The organism is Escherichia ruysiae (assembly GCF_031323975.1).
GTDB lineage: Bacteria > Pseudomonadota > Gammaproteobacteria > Enterobacterales > Enterobacteriaceae > Escherichia > Escherichia ruysiae.
On sequence record NZ_JAVIWS010000001.1, the window covers coordinates 4,352,957 to 4,377,174 of the forward strand.

The window sequence follows — 24,218 nt, forward strand, 5'->3', positions numbered from 1 at the left end:
ACAAACATGCCTGATGCGACGCTTGCCGCGTCTTATCAGGCAACCTGTTGAAATTGCTGGTTTTGTAGGCCGGATAAGGCGTTCACGCCGCATCCGGCAACCGTGCCCAACGGCCTGATGCGACGCTTGCTGCGTCTTATCAGGCCTACAAGCCCGTTGAAACTGCTGGTTTTATGCGCCGCATCCGGCATATTAACCATGACGTCGAATCGGTTGTTCAGAATGCCCACGCTGCATCACCCGCTGCAACACTTCCGCTTCCAGCTCCGCTAATCGTACCGACCCTAACCGGCGCGGACGGGGTATATCCACCGTCAAATCCAGACCAATTTTTCCTTCTTCAATTAACAGCACCCGGTCAGCCATCGCCACCGCTTCGCTCACATCATGCGTTACCAGCAAGACGGTAAAACCGTGCTCCTGCCAAAGTGACACAATCAAATCCTGCATCTCCAGTCGCGTTAAGGCGTCCAGTGCCCCGAGCGGTTCATCAAGCAACAATAAACCCGGTCGATGAATCAACGCTCTTGCCAGCGCCACACGCTGTTTCTGCCCGCCAGACAGCGCCGCAGGCCATTCCCTGGCGCGATTCTCCAGCCCTACCGCAGCCAGCGCCTGACGCGCGGCATTGCGCCACTGGCCTTTCAGACCTAACCCAACGTTATCAATTACCGATTTCCACGGCAGCAGACGGGCATCCTGAAACATCATGCGTGTATCGTCCTGAATTTCGGCAAGTGGCGTTGTACCCGCTAACACATCGCCTGCGGTTGGCGTTTCCAGCCCCGCCAGCAGGCGCAGCAGGGTACTTTTGCCACCACCGCTGCGACCGACCACTGCCACAAACTGACCCGCTGGAATATGCAAATCCAGGTGGTCCAGGACGATATTATCCGCGTAATGTTTGCATACCGCATTGAGCAACAGCGGTGTGCCCTGGTTCAGACGAGCAGTATTCATACCGTGGCCTCCTTCAGATGATAAGCCGGGTTCCAGCGCAACCAGAGGCGCTCTAATAGTTGCGCGCTGACGTCAGCAAGTTTGCCGAGCAGGGCGTAAAGAATAATGGCGACCACCACCACGTCCGTTTGCAGAAACTCCCGCGCATTCATTGCCAGATAACCAATGCCTGAATTGGCAGAAATGGTTTCGGCAACAATCAGCGTTAGCCACATCAGACCCAACGCAAAACGCACGCCGACCATAATTGAGGGCAGGGCTCCGGGCAGGATCACATGGATAAACAGCGGCACGCCGGATAAGCCATAGCTGCGCGCCATCTCTACCAGCCCGCGATCGATATTACGGATCCCATGCCAGGTGTTGATATAAATGGGGAATAGCGTGCCAAGCGCCACCAGGAAAATCTTTGCGGACTCATCAATGCCAAACCACAAAATCACCAGCGGGATCAGCGCCAGATGCGGTACGTTGCGCAACATCTGAATTGAGGTATCCAGTAGTCGCTCCCCCCAGCGCGACAGTCCGCTAATCAGTCCCAGAATCAAGCCCAGCGATCCGCCAATGGAAAAACCAATCAGCGCCCGCCATGAACTTATCGCCAGATGCTGCCACAATTCGCCGCTGGCTGAGAGCGTCCAGAACGCCGCGACCACCCCTTCCGGCGAGGGCAAAATACGCGTCGACAACCAGCCAACTGACGAGGCCAGTTGCCACACCGCCACGATGCCCACCGGTAAAAACCAGGGGGCAACGCGCAATAACCATTTTTTCACTGGCGTTGCCATCATCGTGTTCCTTAGCTTTGCGCGACTTTACGTGGGATAAACTCATTTGCCACCGCTTCGCCTTGCAGGTTCAGCGGCTGCGGTTGGGGAATCTGTGGGATGGCGACATCCAGATGTGGGAACAACAACTCGCCAACCCGATACGCTTCTTCCAGATGTGGATAGCCAGAAAGGACAAAACTGTCGATGCCAAGCGCGGCGTATTCGTTGATTCGCGCAGCGACTGTCGGCCCATCGCCCACCAGCGCCGTTCCGGCACCGCCGCGTACTAAGCCAACTCCCGCCCATAAATTGGGGCTGATCTCCAGATTGTCGCGCTTACCGTTATGCAGCGCCGCCATTCGTTGTTGACCTACGGAATCCGTCCGGGCAAATGCTTCTTGTGCTTTGGCAATCGTCTTATCATCAAGATGGGAGATTAACCGTTCGGCGGCCCGCCAGGCTTCGTCGTTGGTTTCGCGGACAATTACATGCAGACGAATACCGAAACGAATTTTGCGCCCATGCGCGGCAGCTTTTGCCCGCACTTGTTCTATCTTCTCTTTTACCCGCTCCGGCGGCTCGCCCCAGGTGAGATAGAGATCAACCTGTTCGGCAGCCAGATCCTGAGCGACGTCGGACGATCCGCCAAAGTAAAGTGGCGGATACGGCTGTTGAATCGGCGGGAAGAGCAGTTTTGCTCCGCGCACATGAATATGTTTACCGTTGAAATCGACGGTTTCTCCCTGCAATAAACGTCGCCAGACCTGAGTAAATTCCGCCGAGGCTTCGTAACGCTCGCTATGATCAAGGAACACGCCGTCGCCTGCCAGCTCTTGCGGATCGCTGCCTGTGACCAGGTTAAACAACGCGCGTCCATTAGAGAGGCGATCAAGCGTGGCAGCCTGGCGAGCGGCTACGGTAGGCGATGTCACACTTGGGCGTAGGGCGACGAGGAACTTAAGCCGTTGCGTCACCGGGATCATCGATGCCGCCACCAGCCACGCATCTTCGCAGGAACGGCCTGTTGGGATCAGCACGCCGGTATAGCCAAGACGATCCGCCGCTTGTGCAATCTGTTGCAGATACCCATGATCAACCGGGCGAGACTCTTCTTCCGTTCCCAGATAATGACCGTCACCGTGCGTGGGTAAAAACCAGAACATATTCAGACTCATAATTGTTTTCCTTCCAGTTGAGTGGGCTGCCAGATGCGTTGGCGGATATCGACTTTTTTCGGCACCAGACGATTTTCATAAAACAGGTCGGCAGTGTGTTGCTGTAAAGCGGCAACCTCGGCGTTCACGGGTTTGATGGTGGTAGGGGGACGATGGTCAAGATATGAGGCAATGACCGGCGCCGGTAAACCCATTGTTTTTGCCAACAGGGCGATGCTTTGTTCGCGCTGGCTATGGGTTAACGCATCGGCCTCGCTAAAGGTTGCCAGTACGCCCTGAATAAATGCGCCGTTTTTTTCTGCATACGGACGGGCTGCCAGATAAAACGATCCGGTTTGATTGAGATCGGTGCCATCTTTCAGCACCCGCACGCCGCCCTGCAATAACGCAGCGGAATAGTAGGGATCCCAGATAGCCCAGGCGTCGACGTTACCCTGCTGAAATGCAGCGCGCGCATCGGCGGGCGTCAGATAGGTCGGCTGAATATCAGTGAAATTAAGCCCGGCCTGTTGCAGTGCGCGCAGTAAAAGGTTGTGCGAACTTGAACCTTTCTGAAACGCGACTTTGTGGCCCTTTAGTTCAGCCACAGTTTTGATCGGGCTGTTTTCGGGCACCAGAATCACTTCGGCTTTTGGTTTCGGTGGCTCGACACCGACGTAGACCAAATCAGCACCGGCGGCCTGAGCAAAAATTGGAGGAATGTCCCCCGTACTGCCCAGATCGATACTGCCGACGTTTAACGCCTCCAACATTTGCGGACCTGCGGGAAACTCCACCCACGAGATTTTGGTTTGCGGATAGCGTGTTTCCAGTAACTGGTGGCTTTTTGCCAGCACCATGCTGATGCTGCCTTTTTGATAACCTATCCGTAACGCTTCAGGAGAAGACTCCGCAGCAATCGTGAGCGTAGAGACGCTGAATAATCCCATCAGCACCAGTTTAAAAATATTACGCATGAGCGTTACCTCGCAGAGAGAGAAGGTCAGGAACCTGGACATCGCGGCGGTGCAGCGCCTGCCAGAAGGTATCGAGCGCGGTATCTAGACGGGATTGCAGATTCGGCGTGAATTGCGGCTTATGTTGGAAATCAAGCACCTGCGAGTCATCGGCAAATACGCCGTGTAGGATCTCCTGGGCTTTTAGTGCGCTTAAAACTGGTTTAAGTGCGTAATCAACCGCCAGTAGATGAGCCACCGTGCCACCTGTCGCCAGCGGCAACACCACTTTTCCTTGTAGTGCGCGTTCTGGTAGCAGGTCGAGAAGCGTTTTCAGTGCGCCGGAATAGGCGGCTTTGTAGACGGGAGTGGCGACAATCAGCCCATCAGCCTCTTGCAACTGATCGGTGAAAGTCTTGAGTGCCGGACTATCGAAACGGGCATAAAGCAAATCTTCCGGGGCGAAGTTTTGCAGATTCCAGTGATAAACTTCCACATCCAGGCCATTCAATTTTTCCCGCGCATATTCCAGCAAAGAGCTGGAGCGAGAAGGAAAGCGAGGACTTCCTGCCAGGGTAATGACACGCATACTCTCTCCTTATAACCAATAGTTCTTGTTTTGTTAAAATTGATAACAATTCGGTCAGTCTGACAGAGAGAGCTTGTGAGTCGAAATGATTTATCTGATGAAGAAAAGCCAAAAAAAGCATAAAAAAAGCACAACAAGAAAACGTTTGCTATTTATTGCCACAGGTCAATTCCCTTTTGATCCGAACTCGCACATAATACGCACCCGGTTTGCACACCGGGAATCCAGGAGAGTTCATGTACTACCCCTTCGTTCGTAAAGCCCTTTTTCAGCTCGATCCTGAGCGCGCTCATGAGTTTACTTTTCAGCAATTACGTCGCATTACCGGAACGCCGTTTGAAGCACTTGTTCGACAGAACGTTCCAGCGAAACCGGTTAACTGCATGGGACTGACCTTTAAAAATCCGCTTGGTCTGGCTGCCGGTCTTGATAAAGACGGGGAGTGTATTGACGCTTTAGGCGCAATGGGATTTGGATCGATCGAGATCGGCACTGTCACCCCTCGTCCACAACCAGGAAATGACAAGCCGCGTCTCTTCCGTCTGGTGGATGCTGAAGGTTTGATCAACCGTATGGGCTTTAATAACCTCGGCGTTGATAACCTCGTTGAGAACGTTAAAAAAGCACATTATGACGGCGTTCTGGGAATTAATATCGGTAAAAATAAAGATACACCGGTTGAGCAAGGCAAAGATGACTATCTGATTTGTATGGAAAAAATCTACGCCTATGCAGGATATATTGCCATCAATATTTCATCACCGAATACCCCAGGATTACGTACTCTGCAATATGGCGAAGCACTGGATGATTTATTAACGGCAATTAAAAATAAGCAAAATGATTTGCAAGCGATGCACCATAAATATGTGCCGATCGCAGTGAAGATCGCGCCGGATCTTTCTGAAGAAGAGTTGATCCAGGTTGCCGATAGTTTGGTACGTCATAATATTGATGGCGTTATTGCGACTAATACCACCCTCGATCGTTCTTTAGTTCAGGGAATGAAAAATTGCGATCAAACCGGTGGCTTAAGTGGTCGTCCGTTGCAATTAAAAAGCACAGAAATTATTCGCCGCTTGTCGCAGGAATTAAACGGTCGTTTACCGATCATTGGTGTTGGTGGTATTGACTCGGTTATTGCTGCCCGTGAGAAGATAGCAGCGGGGGCTTCACTGGTGCAAATTTATTCTGGTTTTATTTTTAAAGGACCACCGCTGATTAAAGAAATCGTTACTCATATCTAATTATTTCTTTCACTTTCTCTTTATAAGATAATCAGGGCTTTATTTTCAGCCCTGGTTGTTTTATATTCATTCCTGTTACTTATTTAGACATTTTGTACTTTTCTTGTTGAGGTTATTAAGCAAAGCGACAATGGAATGTGTTGCAGTGAATTTATAGGGTAGAGGAGAGGCATATGCGAATTAAACCAGACGATAACTGGCGTTGGTATTACGATGAAGAGCATGATCGAATGATGCTTGATTTAGCCAATGGTATGCTGTTTCGCTCACGTTTTGCGCGTAAAATGTTGACGCCGGATGCTTTTTCTCCTGCGGGATTTTGCGTTGATGACGCCGCGCTCTATTTCACGTTTGAAGAAAAATGCCGCGACCTTAACTTATCAAAAGAACAAAAAGCTGAACTGGTGCTTAATGCACTGGTAGCGATTCGTTATCTCAAACCGCAAATGCCGAAAAGCTGGCATTTTGTTTCTCATGGCGAAATGTGGGCTCCAGCGTCAGGTGATGCTGCCTGTGTCTGGTTAAGCGACACCAATGAGCAAGTCAATTTGCTGGTTATTGAATCTGGCGAAAATGCCGCACTGTGCCTGCTGGCACAGCCTTGCGTCGTCATCGCCGGGCGCGCCATGCAACTGGGTGACGCCATCAAAATTATGAATGACAGGCTGAGACCGCATGTGAGTTATGACAGCGTCAGCCTTGAACAAGCCGTTTAACTTTTCAGTTTCAATGCAGTCTTCGGTACGCAACTACAGCAAAGAATTGTTCCATCGTCGCTCATAGCTGATTTTTTCAGCGGGGTGACTTCGCCTTCGAGAAGCTGAACACGACAACTTCCGCATATGCCGGCACGGCAAGAATAGGGAATACGAATCCCTTGATTTTCTAATTGTTCCAGCAGTACCTGTTGGTTATTACCGCGAAATGCCCGCCCTTGCCAGTTGATGTCAACATTCGCGTTTGGTTGTTGTGTCGCGGAGAAAGTATCGTCGGCTGCGGCCGCACCGTAGACTTTTGCCGGTGCTGTCGCCAGGATTTCCACCTCATCGCCAACACGGATAACACCACTGTTACGGGCAATTAAGTTTTGACCGAAATCGACATCGCCGTTATCCTGGGCTGTACGGAAAGATTGCAGCGTTTTTAATGGTTCGCCAGCCGGATGCTTTTGCCCTTTTTCCGGGCTAACGGTGGTGAAAATACAACGGCTACAAGGTTTCACCACATCGAACACCACATCGCCAATACGAATCACTTTCCAGGTGTCTTCTTCCCACGCGGCTACGCCAGAAACAACCAGATTGGGGCGGAATTGTTCCATTTTGACGCTTGCCGGACAGCGTTGTTGGAGATCGCGCAATGAAGCTTCATTGACGAGCAGATACGGATAGCCATCAGCGAATGACAGGGGTACAGTGTTGTGGCGTTTTACGCGCCGCGTCATCTGTGGCCCCACCCAGCGCAATTGCACGTCGCGGGAGAAAAATCCGCTTAACCATTTGTTTATCTCATCTGGCGCAATGCGCGCAGTAAAATGGTTACCCCACACTTCCGTTGGTGCGTCTTGTTCGGCGAAATCGGCAAAGCGTACCCACGCACTACTACCATCGGGCGCAGTGAGATGTAAGCCGTCATGTACGGGAGATGGGGTAAAGCGCACCATCTGTGGAAACTGACGGGCGGTAATAAATGTACCGTCGGGTTCTGTCAGCATAAAAATGCGATCGAAGGCCAGCCCGCTGATATCTGCAAGAGCGTGTGTCAGACCGATGCCACGCATGGATTTAACAGGATGAATAAAAAGCCGGGTTAATGTCGCCACGGTGCGGCCCCCAAATGAAAATAAGCCCTCAACTTTATGACATGACGGACTTATTAGCTATAATGCGCAACAATTTTCTTAGAGTAAAAGTGACGATATGAATTCTCTGTTTGCCAGTACGGCCCGTGGGCTGGAAGAGCTGTTAAAAACTGAACTGGAAAACCTGGGGGCCGTTGAATGCCAGGTGGTTCAGGGTGGGGTCCATTTCAAGGGCGACACGCGGCTTGTATACCAGAGCCTGATGTGGAGCCGCCTGGCCTCGCGTATTATGTTGCCGCTGGGCGAGTGCAAGGTTTACAGCGATTTAGACCTCTATCTCGGCGTTCAGGCGATCAACTGGACAGAGATGTTTAATCCTGGCGCGACCTTTGCTGTCCACTTTAGCGGTCTGAATGACACTATCCGCAACAGCCAATACGGTGCGATGAAAGTTAAAGACGCAATTGTTGATGCTTTCACGCGTAAAAATCTGCCGCGACCAAATGTTGATCGCGATGCGCCGGACATCCGCGTTAACGTCTGGCTGCATAAAGAAACCGCCAGTATCGCCCTTGATCTCAGTGGTGATGGTTTGCATCTGCGTGGCTATCGTGATCGTGCAGGTATTGCGCCAATCAAAGAAACACTGGCGGCAGCCATTGTGATGCGATCTGGCTGGCAGCCAGGAACACCACTGCTCGACCCGATGTGTGGTTCCGGTACGTTGCTGATTGAAGCCGCGATGCTGGCGACCGACCGCGCGCCGGGCTTGCACCGTGGGCGTTGGGGCTTTAGCGGCTGGGCGCAGCACGACGAAGCCATCTGGCAGGAAGTGAAAGCGGAAGCACAAACTCGCGCCCGTAAAGGTCTGGCAGAATACAGCTCTCATTTCTACGGTTCCGACAGCGATGCGCGGGTGATTCAACGTGCGCGTACTAACGCCCGCCTGGCGGGGATTGGCGAACTGATCACTTTTGAGGTGAAAGATGTCGCGCAACTGACCAATCCGCTACCAAAAGGACCGTATGGCACCGTACTGAGCAACCCGCCATACGGTGAGCGTCTGGACAGCGAACCGGCGCTGATTGCGCTGCATAGCCTGCTGGGCCGAATCATGAAAAACCAGTTCGGTGGCTGGAATCTCTCTTTATTCAGCGCCTCGCCGGATTTGTTAAGTTGTCTGCAATTGCGCGCAGACAAACAGTACAAGGCGAAAAATGGCCCGCTGGACTGCGTGCAGAAAAACTACCACGTTGCCGAAAGTACCCCGGACAGCAAACCGGCGATGGTGGCGGAAGATTACGCCAACCGTCTGCGTAAGAACCTGAAGAAATTCGAAAAATGGGCGCGGCAGGAAGGGATTGAATGTTACCGCCTGTATGACGCCGATTTGCCAGAATACAACGTCGCTGTTGACCGCTACGCCGACTGGGTGGTCGTGCAGGAGTACGCGCCGCCGAAGACCATCGATGCGCACAAAGCGCGTCAACGTTTGTTCGATATTATCGCTGCGACCATTTCGGTACTGGGGATTGCGCCAAACAAACTGGTGCTGAAAACCCGTGAACGCCAGAAGGGCAAAAATCAGTATCAGAAACTGGGCGAGAAGGGCGAGTTTCTTGAAGTCACCGAATATAACGCGCACCTGTGGGTGAACCTGACGGATTACCTTGATACGGGTTTGTTCCTCGATCACCGTATCGCCCGTCGTATGCTCGGTCAGATGAGTAAAGGCAAAGATTTCCTCAACCTGTTCTCCTATACCGGTAGCGCCACCGTGCACGCGGGCTTAGGCGGCGCGCGCAGCACCACCACGGTGGATATGTCGCGTACTTATCTGGAGTGGGCAGAACGCAACCTGCGTCTGAATGGCTTAACCGGCCGTGCGCATCGCCTGATTCAGGCCGATTGTCTGGCGTGGTTGCGTGAAGCTAATGAACAGTTCGATCTGATTTTTATCGATCCGCCAACCTTCTCTAACTCAAAACGAATGGAAGATGCGTTTGATGTTCAGCGCGATCATCTGGCGCTGATGAAAGATCTGAAGCGTCTGCTGCGTGCTGGCGGGACTATCATGTTCTCGAACAACAAGCGTGGCTTCCGTATGGATCTTGACGGACTGGCAAAACTGGGACTGAAAGCACAAGAAATTACGCAAAAAACGCTCTCCCAGGATTTCGCCCGTAACCGCCAGATCCACAACTGCTGGCTGATTACCGCAGCCTGAAAGGAATAGTAATGTCATTAATCAGTATGCATGGCGCATGGCTGTCGTTCAGCGACGCGCCGCTTCTCGATAACGCAGAACTGCATATCGAAGATAACGAACGTGTTTGTCTGGTGGGCCGTAACGGCGCAGGCAAATCGACGTTAATGAAAATCCTCAACCGTGAACAGGGGCTGGATGACGGTCGGATAATCTATGAGCAAGATTTGATCGTTGCGCGTTTGCAACAAGATCCGCCGCGTAACGTTGAGGGCAGCGTTTATGATTTCGTTGCCGAAGGCATCGAAGAACAGGCGGAATACCTGAAACGCTATCACGATATTTCGCGCCTGGTGATGAATGACCCGAGCGAGAAAAATCTCAATGAACTGGCGAAAGTCCAGGAGCAGCTTGATCACCATAATCTGTGGCAACTGGAAAACCGCATCAACGAAGTATTGGCACAGCTGGGATTAGACCCCAATGCTGCGCTGTCGTCACTTTCCGGCGGTTGGTTGCGTAAAGCGGCGTTGGGACGCGCGCTGGTGAGCAATCCGCGCGTGTTACTGCTCGACGAACCGACTAACCACCTGGATATCGAAACCATCGACTGGCTGGAAGGGTTCCTTAAAACCTTCAATGGGACGATTATTTTCATCTCCCACGACCGTTCGTTTATTCGCAATATGGCGACGCGCATTGTTGATCTCGATCGCGGCAAGCTGGTGACCTATCCAGGGAATTACGACCAGTACCTGCTGGAAAAAGAAGAAGCCCTGCGCGTGGAAGAGCTGCAAAACGCCGAGTTCGACCGCAAACTGGCGCAGGAAGAGGTGTGGATCCGTCAGGGGATCAAAGCGCGTCGTACCCGTAACGAAGGTCGCGTGCGTGCATTGAAAGCGATGCGTCGTGAACGTAGCCAACGCCGGGAGGTAATGGGTACGGCGAAGATGCAGGTCGAAGAAGCCAGCCGCTCCGGTAAAATAGTCTTTGAAATGGAAGATGTTTGCTATCAGGTTGAGGGCAAACAACTGGTGAAAGACTTTTCCGCTCAGGTACAACGTGGCGACAAAATTGCGCTGATTGGCCCGAATGGCTGCGGTAAAACCACGCTGTTAAAACTGATGCTGGGGCAACTTCAGCCAGACAGCGGACGTATTCACGTTGGCACCAAACTTGAAGTGGCTTATTTCGATCAGCACCGCGCGGAACTGGATCCCGATAAAACGGTGATGGATAACCTTGCCGAAGGTAAGCAAGAGGTGATGGTTAACGGTAAACCACGCCACGTGCTGGGTTATTTGCAGGACTTCCTGTTCCATCCGAAACGGGCGATGACGCCGGTACGTGCGCTTTCTGGCGGGGAACGTAACCGTCTGCTGTTAGCACGTTTGTTCCTTAAGCCAAGCAATTTACTGATCCTCGACGAACCGACCAACGACCTTGACGTCGAAACGCTCGAACTGCTTGAAGAGCTAATCGACAGCTACCAGGGGACGGTGTTGTTAGTAAGCCACGATCGTCAGTTTGTCGATAACACTGTGACAGAATGCTGGATCTTTGAAGGCGGCGGCAAAATTGGTCGTTATGTTGGCGGTTATCATGATGCCCGTGGTCAGCAAGAACAGTATGTGGCGCTTAAACAGCCGGTGGTGAAAAAAACCGAAGAAGCGGCAGCGCCAAAAGCAGAAACTGTAAAACGCAACACTAGCAAACTAAGCTATAAATTGCAGCGCGAACTGGAACAGCTTCCGCAATTGCTTGAAGATCTGGAAGCGAAGCTGGAAGCCTTACAGGCGCAGGTGGCGGATGCCTCCTTCTTCAGCCAGTCTCATGAACATACGCAAAAAGTGCTCGCTGATCTGGCTGCTGCGGAGCAGGAGCTGGAGCAGGCTTTTGAACGCTGGGAGTATCTTGAAGCGTTAAAAAATGGTGGCTGATCGCAAAACAGTTGATTGATATAGAGGCTGATGACAAAGGTAAAATTGCCTGATGCGCTACGCTTATCAGGCATGGGGGAAATCATTTGTATTCTCTCAGACCGGTAAAGGCACCAATGCTGCATCCGGCATGAAAAAAGGACACTTTGTCAGCAATCTGTAGAATAGCGCATCATTAAGGAGTACCAATGTGCGAACATCATCATGCCGCGAAGCATATCTTGTGCTCGCAGTGTGACATGCTGGTGGCATTACCCCACCTTGAGCATGGTCAGAAAGCGGCATGTCCTCGGTGTGGCACAACGTTAACCGTTGCGTGGGACGCGCCCCGGCAGCGTCCTACCGCCTATGCGTTGGCCGCACTGTTCATGCTGTTGCTGTCCAACTTATTCCCTTTTGTGAATATGAACGTCGCAGGAGTTACCAGTGAAATTACATTACTGGAAATTCCGGGCGTGCTGTTTTCTGAGGACTACGCCAGCCTCGGCACTTTTTTCTTGTTGTTTGTGCAACTGGTTCCTGCATTTTGCCTGATTACCATACTGCTTCTGGTGAATCGCGCCGAATTACCGGTACGTCTGAAAGAGCAACTGGCACGGGTGCTCTTTCAACTCAAAACCTGGGGAATGGCAGAGATTTTCCTCGCAGGTGTGCTGGTCAGTTTCGTCAAACTGATGGCCTACGGCAGTATTGGTGTGGGCAGCAGTTTTCTCCCCTGGTGTTTATTTTGTGTGCTGCAACTGCGCGCCTTCCAGTGCGTTGATCGTCGCTGGTTGTGGGATGATATCGCGCCGATGCCAGAGCTACTTAAGCCGTTAAAACCGGGCATTACGGGTATCCGACAAGGATTGCGCTCTTGCTCTTGCTGTACGGCGATCCTTCCCGCCGATGAAACGGTGTGCCCGCGTTGCGGTACGAAAGGATACGTTCGGCGCAGAAATAGCCTGCAATGGACGCTGGCGCTGCTTGTTACGTCCATCATGCTGTATCTCCCGGCTAATCTTTTACCCATCATGGTGACTGATTTATTAGGCTCTAAGATGCCGTCAACGATTCTCGCCGGGGTCATCCTGTTGTGGAGTGAAGGCTCTTATCCTGTTGCTGCAGTTATCTTTTTAGCCAGTATCATGGTGCCAACGTTAAAGATGATCGCCATCGCATGGTTGTGCTGGGATGCCAAAGGGCACGGCAAGCGTGACAGCGAAAGAATGCATTTGATTTATGAAGTTGTTGAGTTTGTAGGCCGCTGGTCGATGATTGACGTTTTCGTGATTGCGGTGCTCTCGGCGCTGGTGCGTATGGGAGGTTTAATGAGTATTTATCCTGCAATGGGTGCGTTAATGTTTGCTTTAGTCGTCATAATGACAATGTTTTCTGCAATGACGTTTGATCCACGCTTGTCGTGGGATCGTCAACCTGAATCAGTGCATGAGGAGTCCTGACAGTATGGAATCTAATAATGGGGAAGCCAAAATCCAGAAAGTGAAGAACTGGTCTCCCGTGTGGATATTTCCTATCGTCACGGCGCTTATAGGGGCGTGGGTTCTTTTTTATCATTACAGCCATCAGGGACCGGAAGTTACCCTGATCACCGCGAATGCGGAAGGGATTGAGGGCGGCAAGACTACCATTAAAAGCCGTAGTGTTGACGTCGGCGTGGTCGAGAGCGCAACGCTAGCCGATGATTTGACGCACGTTGAAATCAAAGCGCGCCTGAACGCCGGTATGGAGAAGCTGCTGCATAAAGATACCGTCTTCTGGGTGGTAAAACCGCAGATAGGTCGAGAAGGTATTAGCGGCCTGGGCACACTGCTTTCCGGTGTGTATATCGAACTGCAACCGGGGGCGAAAGGCAGCAAACAGGCAAGTTATGATTTGCTCGATTCGCCACCGCTGGCACCGCCTGATGCGAAAGGTATTCGTGTGATTCTTGATAGCAAAAAAGCCGGACAACTCTCGCCGGGAGATCCGGTGCTGTTCCGTGGCTATCGGGTAGGTTCGGTTGAAACCAGCACCTTCGATACGCAAAAACGCAATATCAGCTATCAACTGTTTATCAATGCACCTTATGACCGGTTGGTGACCGGCAATGTTCGCTTCTGGAAAGATAGTGGCATTGCGGTTGATCTGACGTCAGCGGGAATGCGCGTAGAGATGGGATCGTTGACAACGCTACTCAGCGGCGGCGTCAGCTTTGACGTGCCTGAAGGTCTGGATTTAGGGCAGCCTGTTGCGCCGAAAACCGCATTCGTTTTGTATGACGACCAGAAGAGCATTCAGGATTCGCTATACACCGATCACATTGACTATCTGATGTTCTTTAAAGATTCGGTACGTGGCCTGCAGCCTGGCGCTCCGGTAGAATTCCGGGGTATTCGCCTGGGTACAGTAAGTAAAGTACCTTTCTTTGCGCCGAATATGCGTCAGACATTTAATGATGATTACCGTATTCCGGTACTCATTCGCATTGAACCGGAACGGCTGAAAATGCAGCTTGGCGAAAATGCGGATGTCGTTAAGCACCTTGGAGAGTTGTTGAAACGTGGTTTACGCGGATCGCTGAAAACCGGAAATCTGGTCACTGGTGCGCTCTATGTTGATCTCGATTTCTATCCAAATACGCCAGCGATAACCGGTATTCGTGAATTTAATGGTTATCAGATTATCCCGACCGTTAGCGGCGGTCTGGCGCAAATCCAGCAACGTCTGATGGAAGCATTAGATAAGATCAACAAGCTGCCGTTGAATCCGATGATTGAGCAGGCGACCAGTACGCTGTCTGAAAGCCAGCGCACGATGAAAAACCTGCAAACGACGCTGGATAGTATGAACAAGATCCTCGCCAGCCAGTCGATGCAGCAGTTGCCAACGGATATGCAGTCAACGTTGCGTGAGCTGAATCGCAGTATGCAGGGCTTCCAGCCAGGCTCCGCAGCCTACAACAAGATGGTAGCGGATATGCAGCGGCTTGATCAGGTGTTGCGTGAACTGCAACCGGTGCTGAAAACGCTTAACGAGAAGAGTAACGCGCTGGTATTTGAAGCGAAGGACAAAAAAGATCCAGAGCCGAAGAGGGCGAAACAATGAAAAAGTGGCTAGTGACGATTGCGGCACTGTGGCTGGCCGGATGCAGCTCCGGCGAGATCAATAAAAACTATTACCAGTTACCTGTTGTGCAGAGCGGTACGCAAAGTACCGCCAGCCAGGGCAATCGCCTGTTATGGGTAGAGCAAGTCGTTGTTCCAGACTATCTGGCGGGGAATGGGGTGGTTTATCAGACCAGTGATGTGAAGTATGTGATTGCCAACAACAACCTGTGGGCCAGCCCGCTGGATCAACAGTTGCGCAACACCCTGGTGGCGAATCTGAGTACGCAACTCCCCGGTTGGGTGGTTGCCTCCCAGCCTCTGGGAAGCGCACAGGACACGCTCAACGTAACCGTAACGGAGTTTAACGGTCGCTATGATGGCAAGGTCATTGTCAGCGGCGAGTGGTTGTTGAATCACCAGGGACAATTGATCAAACGACCGTTCCGTCTGGAAGGGGTGCAAAATCAGGATGGCTACGATGAAATGGTCAAAGTGCTGGCCAGTGTCTGGAGTCAGGAAGCCGCTGCTATTGCGCAAGAGATAAAGCGTCTACCTTAATTATAAATATTTGTAAATATAACCGTCTCCGGCATGTAGCCTGAGGCGGTTTTTTTGTTTAATTCACCGAGAAAAACTTGTTCCGCTTCACATTTTTTGTACAACCAACATGCCCGTGTGGCTCACAAATATGACAGTGGCGTGAATTTTGCGCATTGACGGCAGTTATGATTCGCGGTATTGCTTAACTGTGATTGCACATTTAGTAATCACTGTTTTCTTTTCCACTCCACCAGAAACCAGTATGAGGGAAACGAGGCATGAAGAGACAAAAACGAGATCGCCTGGAACGGGCACATCAACGTGGTTATCAGGCCGGCATCGCCGGACGCTCAAAAGAAATGTGTCCCTATCAGACGCTGAATCAAAGGTCACAATGGCTGGGAGGCTGGCGAGAAGCCATGGCGGACAGGGTAGTAATGGCCTGATTCTGTCTCTTTAAAAAGAAACCTCCGCAATGCGGAGGTTTCGCCTTTAATATGTAGCCTGATTTAAATCAGAATGCAGAAGTATCCTGGAACAGACCGACTTTCAGGTCGCTGGCGGTGTAGATCAGACGACCATCTACCAGTACTTCGCCGTCTGCCAGACCCATGATCAAGCGACGGTTAACAATGCGTTTAAAGTGAATACGGTAGGTCACTTTTTTCGCGGTAGGTAGAACCTGACCAGTGAACTTCACTTCGCCTACACCCAGTGCGCGGCCTTTACCTTCGCCGCCCAGCCAGCCAAGGTAGAACCCTACCAGCTGCCACATCGCATCCAGACCCAGACATCCCGGCATTACCGGATCGCCGATGAAGTGGCAGCCGAAGAACCATAGGTCTGGATTGATATCCAGTTCTGCTTCGACATAGCCTTTGTCGAAGTTACCACCGGTCTCGGTCATTTTGACCACTCGATCCATCATCAGCATGTTTGGTGCTGGCAATTGCGGGCCTTTAGCGCCAAACAGTTCTCCGCGACCAGAGGCAAGAAGGTCTTCTTTTGTATAGGATTCGCGTTTATCTACCATGTTCTCTGTAAGCCTTATTTTAGTGAAGCACGCAGGATAGCTAACACGTGTACGCTGAACAAGTCCGATCAGTTCGGAATAAACCAGTTCAGCCAACGTAATGGCCATGGAAAACGGTGACGTCCTTCCTGTTGCGATGCTTGCGCAATACGTTCCTGGATAGTTTGCATCAGCGTTGTCTGGCCTTCACCATCCCACACAAGATTTAATAATAAAGGCAGTGCGTCAGTCACATCGTCTACTGCCCAGATGGTGAATTTGCCTTCCTCTACCGCTTTCACCAGTTCACTGTGAAGACTTAAATGGCGAACGTTAGCGGTGGGGATAATGACACCTTGTTTCCCCGTTAACTCACGTTGCTGACAAATAGCAAAGAAGCCTTCGATTTTCTCATTCAAACCACCGACCGGCTGGGCGCGACCGAACTGATCGACTGAACCTGTGATAGCGATACTCTGATTCACCGGCACATCGGCAAGGGCACTTATCAGGGCGCAGAGTTCCGCCATCGAGGCGCTATCGCCGTCCACTTCGCTATATGACTGCTCAAACGTCAGCGATGCTGAGAAAGGGATCTGTTGCTCAAGCTGAAGCTCCGACATCAGGAACGCCTGCATGATCATCATCCCTTTAGCGTGTATGTTGCCGCCAAGCTCGGCCTTGCGTTCGATATCGGTAAATTCGCCATCACCAATATGCACAACGCAGCTAATGCGAGAAGGTTCGCCAAAAGCGCGTGGATGACCCGGAAATTCAATGACCGAAAGGGCATTGATTTGCCCGATGCGTTCGCCTTCGGTTTCAATCAGGATCTGCTCCTGAAGGATCTCATCCTGCATTCGTTCGGCAAGGAAGCCTTCGCGCCATTCCCGTTGTTGTAGCATTAAGTTTAGCTGCTCGCCGGTAAAGCTATTGCCTTCGCACAAGGATGCGACCTCTTTACACTGGCGGAGGATCCACTGCGGGCTAAGCGGCAGTGTTTCTTGTTCACCGGTGTAGCGTGCTGCTTCGCGGATAAGTACCGGCCAGGCATCCGCTCCCGGTGCAGGTAAGTGGTTATGTCTGGCGGTAAATGTCACCCAGCGACACCACTGGTTTACTGACTCCGCATCGACAATCTGCAGAGTATCTTCAAATTCGCTATAAATAGCCTGCTCAGAAAGCTCTGGCTCCATCTCCTGGAAATCAGCCAATGATTCGCGTTCGCCTACCAGAATGACTTTCAGCTTCAATGGCATCGAAGGCACAGAGACGGGGAGAGGGCGCGACTCATCAAACGCTATCCAGTCAAAACGCTCGCGGTTAACGATGTTTTTCAACCGCATCCACAGCAGAGGTTGCGCCAGCAGAGTACGCAAAGAGATGATGAGAATACCGCCATTTGCCTGATGCACCAGGCCTGGCTGCAAGGTAATGTCGCCATTAAACTGGCGCAGGCAGCCAAAGAGTTGTTCCGCTTCTACCCAGTCGGCAGCGACAACCTGCGTTAAAGTCGCAAAATTATCATCTACGCTCACTGCGTTACTTAAGCGAATGGTGTGGCCGGAAACCTCATAGTGACCACCCACCAGTTGGCCTGCATCGCTTTGTAGCGCACGTGCGGCATCGGCAATAAGATTCAGATACTCAGACTCTTCCGGGGCCTTTGCCAGCATAAAAGAGGAGGATGCTCGCGTATGCAGCAGCTGCTCCAGCGCAAATTGCAGTCGCGGTTGAGTATCACTGAATAAAGGATCGTTTTCGTCAATCAAATGTGGCTGAGCAAATATTTCCTGATAGCTATCGGTATCAGGAACCAGGTCACGCCATGCAAGTTTCGTAATGGTCAAAGTTGATGTTTTTTAGTCTGTTGTCAAAGCCGCGATTATACCGTAACCGGCACTGCAGCACACGTAGAAAGCACCGACAATACTCCTTGCATGGGCGTTAAAGCTCACAGGATGGAGATTCTTTTCATCACACAGTTAAAAAACTGATATTCTGTAAAGAGTTACACGGTAACATTGAGATCGCTATGAAATATCAACAACTTGAAAATCTGGAAAGCGGTTGGAAATGGAAGTATCTGGTGAAGAAACACCGTGAAGGGGAGCTAATTACCCGTTACGTAGAAGCCAGTGCCGCCCAGGAAGCCGTTGACGTGTTGCTATCGCTGGAAAATGAACCCGTGCTGGTAAATGGCTGGATTGACAAGCATATGAATCCAGAGCTGGTCAATCGCATGAAGCAGACTATTCGAGCCAGACGGAAACGCCATTTTAATGCGGAACATCAGTACACGCGTAAGAAATCAATCGATCTGGAATTTATTGTCTGGCAACGGCTGGCTGGTCTTGCACAGCGGCGCGGTAAAACACTTTCCGAAACGATTGTCCAGCTGATAGAAGATGCGGAAAACAAAGAGAAATATGCAAATAAAATGTCTTCTTTGAAGCAGGATTTGCAGGCTTTACTCGGAAAGGAATAACTTGCCAGGGTTATTTATTTTACTGAAGACGAAAAAAACCCCGCATGAAGCGGGGTTTTTTTACCAGACGAGAACTTAAGCCTGCGGCTGAGTTACAACGTCTTTGATGCCTTTAACTTCGATCTCTACGCGACGATCCGGAGCCAGGCAGTCAATCAGTGCAGCGCGTTGTTTCACGTTGTCACAGGTGTTGCCGGTAACCGGGTTGGATTCGCCCATACCACGTGCGGAGATCTTGTCAGACGGGATACCTTTAGAGATCAGGTAATCAACGACGGACTGAGCACGACGCTCGGACAGACCCTGGTTGTAAGCATCAGAACCGATGCGGTCAGTGTAACCCAGAACAACTACGGAACCGTCTTTCGGATCCAGGTTGCTCAGCTGGCTGTACAGCTGATCCAGAGCAGCCTGACCTTCCGGTTTCAGGGTTGCTTTGTTGAAGTTGAACAGAACGTCAGACTTCAGAGTGAAGTGCTTGGTCTGTACTTCCGGAGCTGGGGCCGGAGCCGGAGCAACTACCGGAGCTGCTTCGCCCTGACCGAAACGGTAGGAAACACCCAGGCTCAGCAGACCGTTGTCCGGACGAGTACCGATGGTGTGTGCGTCACCGATATTGTTGGTCCACTGGTATTCCAGACGGGTAGCGATTTCAGGAGTGATCGCGTACTCAACACCACCTGCGAATACCGGAGAAACGCCGGTGTCGTGGTCTTTATAGGATGCGCCACCAGGTACGTTAGCCTTGGTGTCTGCACGCCATACCATACCACCCAGACGAGTGTAGATGTCCAGATCGTCAGTGATTGGGTAACCCAGTTTAGCGGTCAGCTGAACGCCCTGAGCTTTGTATGCGCCATTGATGTTGTCGCCTTTGTACGGCATACGACCTAACCAGTCGTAACCCATTTCAAAGCCAACATACGGGTTAACCTGGTAACCACCAAAAGCACCTGCACCCAGTTGGTTTTCGTGGGTCGGACCATTGTTAGGAATGAAACCAGTGTCATGGTACTGGGACCAGCCCAGTTTAGCACCAGTGTACCAGGTGTTATCTTTCGGAGCGGCCTGCGCTACGGTAGCGAAACCAGCCAGTGCCACTGCAATCGCGATAGCTGTCTTTTTCATTTTTTGCGCCTCGTTATCATCCAAAATACGCCATGAATATCTCCAACGAGATAACACGGTTAAATCCTTCACCGGGGATCTGCTCAATATTAACTCTACCGATATCTTCGGCTTATGCCGAGCACCCCTGGCGATGTAAAGTCTACAACGTAGTTGAAAACTTACAAGTGTGAACTCCGTCAGGCATATGAAAAAAAAGATTTGTATAAGGCGCGTTTAACCTTTTTTGTTAACGACACTTTACAGCATAAAATCGCGGAAACCGCTTCAGACAAGCCTCCGCAGGGAAAGTTAGCCATGAGTGAAATCATCAGACGGGCGATAAAAAAAGTTCCAGGATTAATCCTAAATTTACTTAATGATACAAATTAGAGTGAATCTTTACCCCGGAAAGTTGTCTCGTGGCGTGAGAGGTTGTGCTTACTGGACGCATAATAAACCCCATTGCGTTACCTTCATTAGCGGCATCCACAAGCTCTGCATGTTCTTCTTCTGTCAGATCATCTGCTAACCAACCGATCACCACGCTGTAATTTCCCGTGCGTAAAGCGCGAACCATTGATTCCACCGTGTGGCAAGGGGAAAGTTGGTTTATCTGCATCACTTTCGTTAAAGGTAGCCCAGCAGCCTGAACCCATTCACGACTCAGTTTTTGTTTTGGTGTTAACCATAGTTGCCAACGTGATTGCTGACCGAGTTGCTGCAACAATGGCAAAAGCAGCAGTTGCGTCATCATGGGCTGATCTTCGCGATAGACAACTTCACTAATTAGCCCGGCTGTAGTGTTTTCCGTGGAGACACGCGCAATTTTGCTTGCTGCGGATGAGAACAACGAAGAACGATGTGCATAGCCTGAAGTGTACATAATCAATCCAGCCCTGTGAGTTACTGTATGAATATACAGTACATCCAGTGGCAACAAAGATCAACCCTAATTTCGGAAAGAGCCTCGCAAATTTTGTCGTTCGTGACCTGAAAACTTAAATTAATCTTGCCCCTTGATAATAAGTTGCCTATTTTCGTATTTAACGGATCCGTTAATGTGAATCATTCTTTTATATTATGATTTTAAAAGGAATTTTATGAAAAGCCTCTCTTATAAGCGGATCTATAAGTCACAAGAATACCTGGCTACGCTGGGCACCATTGAATACCGATCATTGTTTGGTAGTTACAGTCTGACCGTTGATGACACGGTATTTGCAATGGTTTCTGATGGCGAGTTGTATCTTCGGGCTTGTGAACAAAGTGCACAATACTGTGTAAAACATCCGCCAGTATGGCTGACATATAAAAAGTGTGGGCGGTTTGTTACCCTCAATTACTACCGGGTCGATGAAAGCCTATGGCGAAATTAACAAAAGCTGGTGCGCCTGTCGAAATTTTCTCTGGACGCCGCGCTTCAAGAGAAAAGTACGCGCAATATCCGGCAACGGCTGAAAGATTTACCCAATATGTCTTACCATCTTGAGGCTATTCTCGGGGAAGTGGGGATTAAGGATGTACGGGCGTTACGTATTCTTGGGGCGAAAATGTGTTGGCTGCGACTGCGGCAACAAAACAGTCTGGTGACAGAAAAAATCTTATTTATGCTTGAAGGCGCAATTCTCGGTATTCATGAAGCTGCGCTCCCGGTAGCACGCCGCCAGGAGCTTGCAGAATGGGCAGATTCTCTTACGCCGAAACAGGAGTTTCCTGCGGAACTTGAGTAATTCTGCGCTGCAGACGACCAATTTCTGGTAGTAATGCAATCAATAATCCGACTTGCTGTACAACCAGAGGTTCTTTGCTGTCTGCCCGTGGTTCAAGTTGCTGCATCTGTTGTTTCAGGTCAGCTAATGCCTGATTGACGCGTTCCTCATCGGCAGGTTGATGATGTAGCGCGTCATCCACATAGCAAACTGCGTCATCAAGAAACGCCAGAATTTCAGGGTTAGTTAACTGCTCACGGTGTGCTCCGAGGGCAGAAATGTAACTGGTAAACGTATGGTTAAGGCAGAGTAACCGGAACGCGTCCTCGCGAATTTGCGGTGTGACATTCGGTTCGCTGGACATATTCGACACCACCGACGCCAGCTCTGCATCACGATTGTGTGCATCGCGACGAGCAATACGATATGCCAGACGGTTATCGCGCCCTTGGTGGTATTGTTCGAGAATAGCATCGAGATAACGGCAGTTAGCATCGGTTGCGCGCTCAAGCATTCGGGGCAGATTACGAAACCGCCAGTCTGGCCAGATGTAACTTACCGCTGCCCATGCAATGGCACATCCGATTAGCGTATCGATTACGCGAGGCAATGCCACTTCAAAACCTTCACCCAGCAAGTTAAAGCACAGTAGCACCAGAAGCGTAATGAACATCGTTGCATGAGCGTATTGCACGTTACGGAAGGCAAAAAAGAGAACACCGGTAATGACCAGCAGCACCAGTTGCCCTTCCAGTGACGGCACAAACCACAGCACAGGAATGCCAATCGCAATACCCACCAGCGTACCAATAATCCTTAATTTCAGGCGGTGGCGCGTGGCGTTATAGTTTGGCTGGCAGACAAACAAACTTGTCAGCAAGATCCAATACCCGTGATGCATCCCGGTTATCTGAATGATGGCGTAGCCGAAGCACAAGACCAGTGACATTCTTACCGCATGACGGAAGAGGGCGGATTCCGGCGTGAAGTGACGGCTAAGACGCAGCCAGATATCGCTCAACCCGTGCGGGCTGTCATCTGCGAGTTCATTTTCGTCATTATTATGGGGCAGTGCCTGAGCCTGTTCTGATTCAATTGTTGCCAGTTGGGCATCAATGGCACGTAAATTGTTCAGCAAAAATCCCAGTGTTTTGAGTAAATCGGCGGGCGCGCCGTTATCGCGCATCCGCTCAAGCGCAGCATCAATATGCGTAAAAGCGCGTTCAAAATGCGGATCGTGTTGATAAGGCTGACGCAGCAAAATACAGCGTGACAGTTGCTGGCAGGCCTGTCCCTGCATTGACATCAGTCGCTGGAAACGGAACAGCACGTCGCTGTGGCGAAAATGTTCCCGCAACGTTTGATACTGAATATGGGAAGAGCTGGCACGTTCGTGGATATCCTGCGCTACAAAGTAGTAATGCAATGTGCGACGTGTCCCCCGCTGACCACGATCGCCGCGTAAACGAGTCAGCAACGAGAGTTTCGTCTGATTCAGTGTCGCCATCAGTTGCCCGTTGGCGAGAGCCAAATCGTACAGCGGTGCCTGGCTTTCATCCTCTATATCAGGATCGAACATGCGTGATTTCAGTTCCAGATAACGCGCCAGTTGTTCATAGCAACGCGCCAGATTGTCCTGCAATGGGCGGACAGGGAACAGTAGATGACCAATAAGCGTCAGAACGTTGTACCAGACGGCACCAGCAAGCAGATACATCGGCTGCTGATACCAGTGCTCATAGAGAGACGTCCCCAGCATGGTGTAAATGGCGATCAGCAACGCACCAAAGGCGATTGTTGCATAGCGTTGACCCAAACCGCCAAGCAAAATGAAACCGCTGGTGGAGAGCGTTAAGCCAATGGCAAATAACCAGGGCCAGGGGAAAAGGAGTTCTACCGAGGCCGAGGCAATAAAAAAGCAGAACAGCGTAATGATGAGGTTACGCAGACGCCCAGCCAGTCGGTCGTCGAGATCGGTTAGCGCCGCTGCCACCATTCCCAGTGTCAGCGGAATCGTCAGTTTTACATCACCCAGCCACCACGGAAACGCTGTGGTTCCACAAAGCGCAATAAAAATACGCGCGTAATACAGCCAGGCGCTGTTCCAGGTATAGCGTTTGAGCAAAGGACTTAGCATAAAAGCCATAATGTTAGATTATTCAAAACGACGTCGCGCATTGGCTTCACGCGCAGCACGAGCTGTTTCCACAGAAACTACGCGGCGACCGACTGGCCACAGTGCAATAGCGGCAATTTTAAAATTCGCAATGCCAACCGGAATGCCAATGATGGAAATGCATTGTGCGATACCTGTCGCAATGTGCATCAGGCATAACCACCAGCCAAAGAAAATCAGCCAGAAAATATTCAGTACCGTACCGCCAGTATTCAGCAGTACATTTTTACCTGCCGGATTCAGTTCATCGACATGAATGGCCTCATTGCCGTAAGGCACCAGAGACAGTTTGGTGATCTCCCAGCAGGATCGTGTCAGCGGTAAGGTAAAAATCAGCACAATACTGACCAGGGTTGCCAACAGCCAGCCCAGAGTGGTGGCAAATCCGCCAAGCACAAAGTTCAGAATGTTCAAAACGGTACGCATAAAACCTCGCTTTACTGTGGTTTTCAGTAATGGGCGGCAATTGTA

The 24,218-nt window shown here is 50.9% G+C and carries 21 protein-coding genes and 1 pseudogene; 10 read left to right on the forward strand and 12 right to left on the reverse strand.

Annotated elements, in window-relative coordinates; translation table 11 throughout:
- Positions 1–192 precede the first annotated feature (192 nt).
- From ssuB to ssuE, 5 genes are read right to left on the reverse strand one after another with little or no spacing between them, the layout of a single operon-like run.
- Positions 193–960: an aliphatic sulfonates ABC transporter ATP-binding protein gene (gene ssuB / locus RGV86_RS20740; protein ID WP_309508440.1), complete on the reverse strand. Its 768-nt coding sequence runs from the start codon at positions 958–960 to the stop codon at positions 193–195.
- Positions 957–1,748, reverse strand: coding sequence for an aliphatic sulfonate ABC transporter permease SsuC (gene ssuC / locus RGV86_RS20745; protein ID WP_085460589.1), 792 nt, complete (start codon positions 1,746–1,748; stop codon positions 957–959). Before ssuC ends, ssuB begins: the two co-directional genes overlap by 4 nt.
- An 11-nt stretch (positions 1,749–1,759) precedes the next feature.
- The gene (ssuD, locus tag RGV86_RS20750; protein WP_085460590.1) at positions 1,760–2,905 is read right to left on the reverse strand and encodes an FMNH2-dependent alkanesulfonate monooxygenase; all 1,146 of its coding nucleotides are present in this window, start codon (positions 2,903–2,905) and stop codon (positions 1,760–1,762) included.
- Positions 2,902–3,861: an aliphatic sulfonate ABC transporter substrate-binding protein SsuA gene (gene ssuA, locus RGV86_RS20755; protein WP_001244251.1), complete on the reverse strand. Its 960-nt coding sequence runs from the start codon at positions 3,859–3,861 to the stop codon at positions 2,902–2,904. The genes ssuD and ssuA overlap by 4 nt, the downstream gene beginning before the upstream one ends.
- Positions 3,854–4,429 (reverse strand): NADPH-dependent FMN reductase, encoded by a 576-nt coding sequence (ssuE, locus tag RGV86_RS20760; protein ID WP_085460591.1) that lies wholly within the window; start codon positions 4,427–4,429, stop codon positions 3,854–3,856. Before ssuE ends, ssuA begins: the two co-directional genes overlap by 8 nt.
- Before the next feature lie 236 nt (positions 4,430–4,665).
- Between ssuE and pyrD the strand changes: the two genes are divergently transcribed.
- A complete protein-coding gene (pyrD, locus tag RGV86_RS20765; RefSeq protein ID WP_010344456.1) occupies positions 4,666–5,676 on the forward strand; it encodes a quinone-dependent dihydroorotate dehydrogenase in 1,011 nt (336 codons plus the stop codon).
- A 173-nt stretch (positions 5,677–5,849) separates the two neighbouring features.
- Entirely contained in the window at positions 5,850–6,392 is a 543-nt protein-coding gene (gene zapC, locus RGV86_RS20770; RefSeq protein WP_001220665.1) for a cell division protein ZapC, read from the forward strand.
- On the opposite strand, the gene ycbX is transcribed toward zapC, so the two are convergent.
- Positions 6,389–7,498 (reverse strand): 6-N-hydroxylaminopurine resistance protein YcbX, encoded by a 1,110-nt coding sequence (gene ycbX / locus RGV86_RS20775; protein ID WP_000224255.1) that lies wholly within the window; start codon positions 7,496–7,498, stop codon positions 6,389–6,391. The two genes, zapC and ycbX, sit on opposite strands and share 4 nt — an antisense overlap.
- Before the next feature lie 97 nt (positions 7,499–7,595).
- On the opposite strand from ycbX, the gene rlmKL reads away from it, so the two are divergent.
- The 6 genes from rlmKL (at position 7,596) to rmf (ending at position 15,698) form a co-directional block, all read left to right on the forward strand.
- Entirely contained in the window at positions 7,596–9,704 is a 2,109-nt protein-coding gene (gene rlmKL / locus RGV86_RS20780) for a bifunctional 23S rRNA (guanine(2069)-N(7))-methyltransferase RlmK/23S rRNA (guanine(2445)-N(2))-methyltransferase RlmL (protein ID WP_001086527.1), read from the forward strand.
- 11 nt (positions 9,705–9,715) lie between these two features.
- On the forward strand, positions 9,716–11,623 hold the full coding sequence (locus tag RGV86_RS20785; protein ID WP_000053066.1) for an ABC transporter ATP-binding protein: 1,908 nt from the start codon (positions 9,716–9,718) through the stop codon (positions 11,621–11,623).
- A 188-nt stretch (positions 11,624–11,811) separates the two neighbouring features.
- Positions 11,812–13,065 (forward strand): membrane integrity-associated transporter subunit PqiA, encoded by a 1,254-nt coding sequence (gene pqiA, locus RGV86_RS20790; RefSeq protein WP_000333155.1) that lies wholly within the window; start codon positions 11,812–11,814, stop codon positions 13,063–13,065.
- Positions 13,066–13,069: 4 nt separating this feature from the next.
- Complete coding sequence (gene pqiB / locus RGV86_RS20795) at positions 13,070–14,710, forward strand: intermembrane transport protein PqiB (protein WP_000445527.1); 1,641 nt, start codon at positions 13,070–13,072, stop codon at positions 14,708–14,710.
- Positions 14,707–15,270, forward strand: coding sequence for a membrane integrity-associated transporter subunit PqiC (pqiC, locus tag RGV86_RS20800; protein ID WP_000759125.1), 564 nt, complete (start codon positions 14,707–14,709; stop codon positions 15,268–15,270). Before pqiB ends, pqiC begins: the two co-directional genes overlap by 4 nt.
- 260 nt (positions 15,271–15,530) lie before the next feature.
- Positions 15,531–15,698: a ribosome modulation factor gene (rmf, locus tag RGV86_RS20805; RefSeq protein ID WP_000828648.1), complete on the forward strand. Its 168-nt coding sequence runs from the start codon at positions 15,531–15,533 to the stop codon at positions 15,696–15,698.
- Between the two features lie 68 nt (positions 15,699–15,766).
- Here rmf and fabA read toward each other — a convergent pair whose 3' ends face one another.
- Together fabA and RGV86_RS20815 are read right to left on the reverse strand one after the other, a co-directional pair.
- Positions 15,767–16,285, reverse strand: a complete 519-nt coding sequence (fabA, locus tag RGV86_RS20810; RefSeq protein ID WP_000227927.1) for a bifunctional 3-hydroxydecanoyl-ACP dehydratase/trans-2-decenoyl-ACP isomerase — start codon at positions 16,283–16,285, stop codon at positions 15,767–15,769.
- Between the two features lie 68 nt (positions 16,286–16,353).
- Positions 16,354–18,114 carry an AAA family ATPase gene (locus tag RGV86_RS20815; protein WP_085460592.1) on the reverse strand — a complete coding sequence of 587 codons (1,761 nt, stop codon included), beginning with the start codon at positions 18,112–18,114 and terminating at the stop codon, positions 16,354–16,356.
- A 185-nt stretch (positions 18,115–18,299) separates the two neighbouring features.
- Here RGV86_RS20815 and matP point away from each other — a divergent pair, with 185 nt between their 5' ends.
- Positions 18,300–18,752 (forward strand): macrodomain Ter protein MatP, encoded by a 453-nt coding sequence (gene matP / locus RGV86_RS20820; RefSeq protein WP_000877169.1) that lies wholly within the window; start codon positions 18,300–18,302, stop codon positions 18,750–18,752.
- A gap of 75 nt (positions 18,753–18,827) precedes the next feature.
- Here the strand turns inward: matP and ompA are convergent, their stop codons facing one another.
- Positions 18,828–19,880: a porin OmpA gene (gene ompA / locus RGV86_RS20825; RefSeq protein ID WP_024165063.1), complete on the reverse strand. Its 1,053-nt coding sequence runs from the start codon at positions 19,878–19,880 to the stop codon at positions 18,828–18,830.
- A 355-nt stretch (positions 19,881–20,235) separates the two neighbouring features.
- Positions 20,236–20,745, reverse strand: coding sequence for an SOS-induced cell division inhibitor SulA (gene sulA / locus RGV86_RS20830; protein ID WP_000288697.1), 510 nt, complete (start codon positions 20,743–20,745; stop codon positions 20,236–20,238).
- Positions 20,746–20,962: 217 nt separating this feature from the next.
- On the opposite strand from sulA, the pseudogene sxy reads away from it, so the two are divergent.
- Positions 20,963–21,592, forward strand: a pseudogene (sxy, locus tag RGV86_RS20835) (CRP-S regulon transcriptional coactivator Sxy).
- Here sxy and yccS read toward each other — a convergent pair.
- Together yccS and RGV86_RS20845 are read right to left on the reverse strand one after the other, a co-directional pair.
- On the reverse strand, positions 21,555–23,717 hold the full coding sequence (yccS, locus tag RGV86_RS20840; RefSeq protein WP_000875049.1) for a YccS family putative transporter: 2,163 nt from the start codon (positions 23,715–23,717) through the stop codon (positions 21,555–21,557). The pseudogene sxy and the gene yccS overlap by 38 nt on opposite strands.
- Positions 23,718–23,726: 9 nt before the next feature.
- On the reverse strand, positions 23,727–24,173 hold the full coding sequence (locus RGV86_RS20845) for a YccF domain-containing protein (protein ID WP_001261238.1): 447 nt from the start codon (positions 24,171–24,173) through the stop codon (positions 23,727–23,729).
- Between the last annotated feature and the right edge of the window lie 45 nt (positions 24,174–24,218).

What these genes read in the sequence shown, in the direction of transcription:
- rmf (WP_000828648.1), top strand. Translation starts at nt 15,531, where the DNA reads ATGAAGAGACAAAAACGAGATCGCCTGGAACGGGCACATCAACGTGGT.
- ompA (WP_024165063.1), bottom strand. Translation starts at nt 19,880, where the DNA reads ATGAAAAAGACAGCTATCGCGATTGCAGTGGCACTGGCTGGTTTCGCT.
- pyrD (WP_010344456.1), top strand. Translation starts at nt 4,666, where the DNA reads ATGTACTACCCCTTCGTTCGTAAAGCCCTTTTTCAGCTCGATCCTGAG.
- rlmKL (WP_001086527.1), top strand. Translation starts at nt 7,596, where the DNA reads ATGAATTCTCTGTTTGCCAGTACGGCCCGTGGGCTGGAAGAGCTGTTA.
- yccS (WP_000875049.1), bottom strand. Translation starts at nt 23,717, where the DNA reads ATGGCTTTTATGCTAAGTCCTTTGCTCAAACGCTATACCTGGAACAGC.
- pqiC (WP_000759125.1), top strand. Translation starts at nt 14,707, where the DNA reads ATGAAAAAGTGGCTAGTGACGATTGCGGCACTGTGGCTGGCCGGATGC.
- RGV86_RS20785 (WP_000053066.1), top strand. Translation starts at nt 9,716, where the DNA reads ATGTCATTAATCAGTATGCATGGCGCATGGCTGTCGTTCAGCGACGCG.
- sulA (WP_000288697.1), bottom strand. Translation starts at nt 20,745, where the DNA reads ATGTACACTTCAGGCTATGCACATCGTTCTTCGTTGTTCTCATCCGCA.
- ssuC (WP_085460589.1), bottom strand. Translation starts at nt 1,748, where the DNA reads ATGGCAACGCCAGTGAAAAAATGGTTATTGCGCGTTGCCCCCTGGTTT.
- zapC (WP_001220665.1), top strand. Translation starts at nt 5,850, where the DNA reads ATGCGAATTAAACCAGACGATAACTGGCGTTGGTATTACGATGAAGAG.
- ssuE (WP_085460591.1), bottom strand. Translation starts at nt 4,429, where the DNA reads ATGCGTGTCATTACCCTGGCAGGAAGTCCTCGCTTTCCTTCTCGCTCC.
- ssuB (WP_309508440.1), bottom strand. Translation starts at nt 960, where the DNA reads ATGAATACTGCTCGTCTGAACCAGGGCACACCGCTGTTGCTCAATGCG.
- matP (WP_000877169.1), top strand. Translation starts at nt 18,300, where the DNA reads ATGAAATATCAACAACTTGAAAATCTGGAAAGCGGTTGGAAATGGAAG.
- pqiA (WP_000333155.1), top strand. Translation starts at nt 11,812, where the DNA reads ATGTGCGAACATCATCATGCCGCGAAGCATATCTTGTGCTCGCAGTGT.
- ssuD (WP_085460590.1), bottom strand. Translation starts at nt 2,905, where the DNA reads ATGAGTCTGAATATGTTCTGGTTTTTACCCACGCACGGTGACGGTCAT.
- ssuA (WP_001244251.1), bottom strand. Translation starts at nt 3,861, where the DNA reads ATGCGTAATATTTTTAAACTGGTGCTGATGGGATTATTCAGCGTCTCT.
- fabA (WP_000227927.1), bottom strand. Translation starts at nt 16,285, where the DNA reads ATGGTAGATAAACGCGAATCCTATACAAAAGAAGACCTTCTTGCCTCT.
- RGV86_RS20845 (WP_001261238.1), bottom strand. Translation starts at nt 24,173, where the DNA reads ATGCGTACCGTTTTGAACATTCTGAACTTTGTGCTTGGCGGATTTGCC.
- pqiB (WP_000445527.1), top strand. Translation starts at nt 13,070, where the DNA reads ATGGAATCTAATAATGGGGAAGCCAAAATCCAGAAAGTGAAGAACTGG.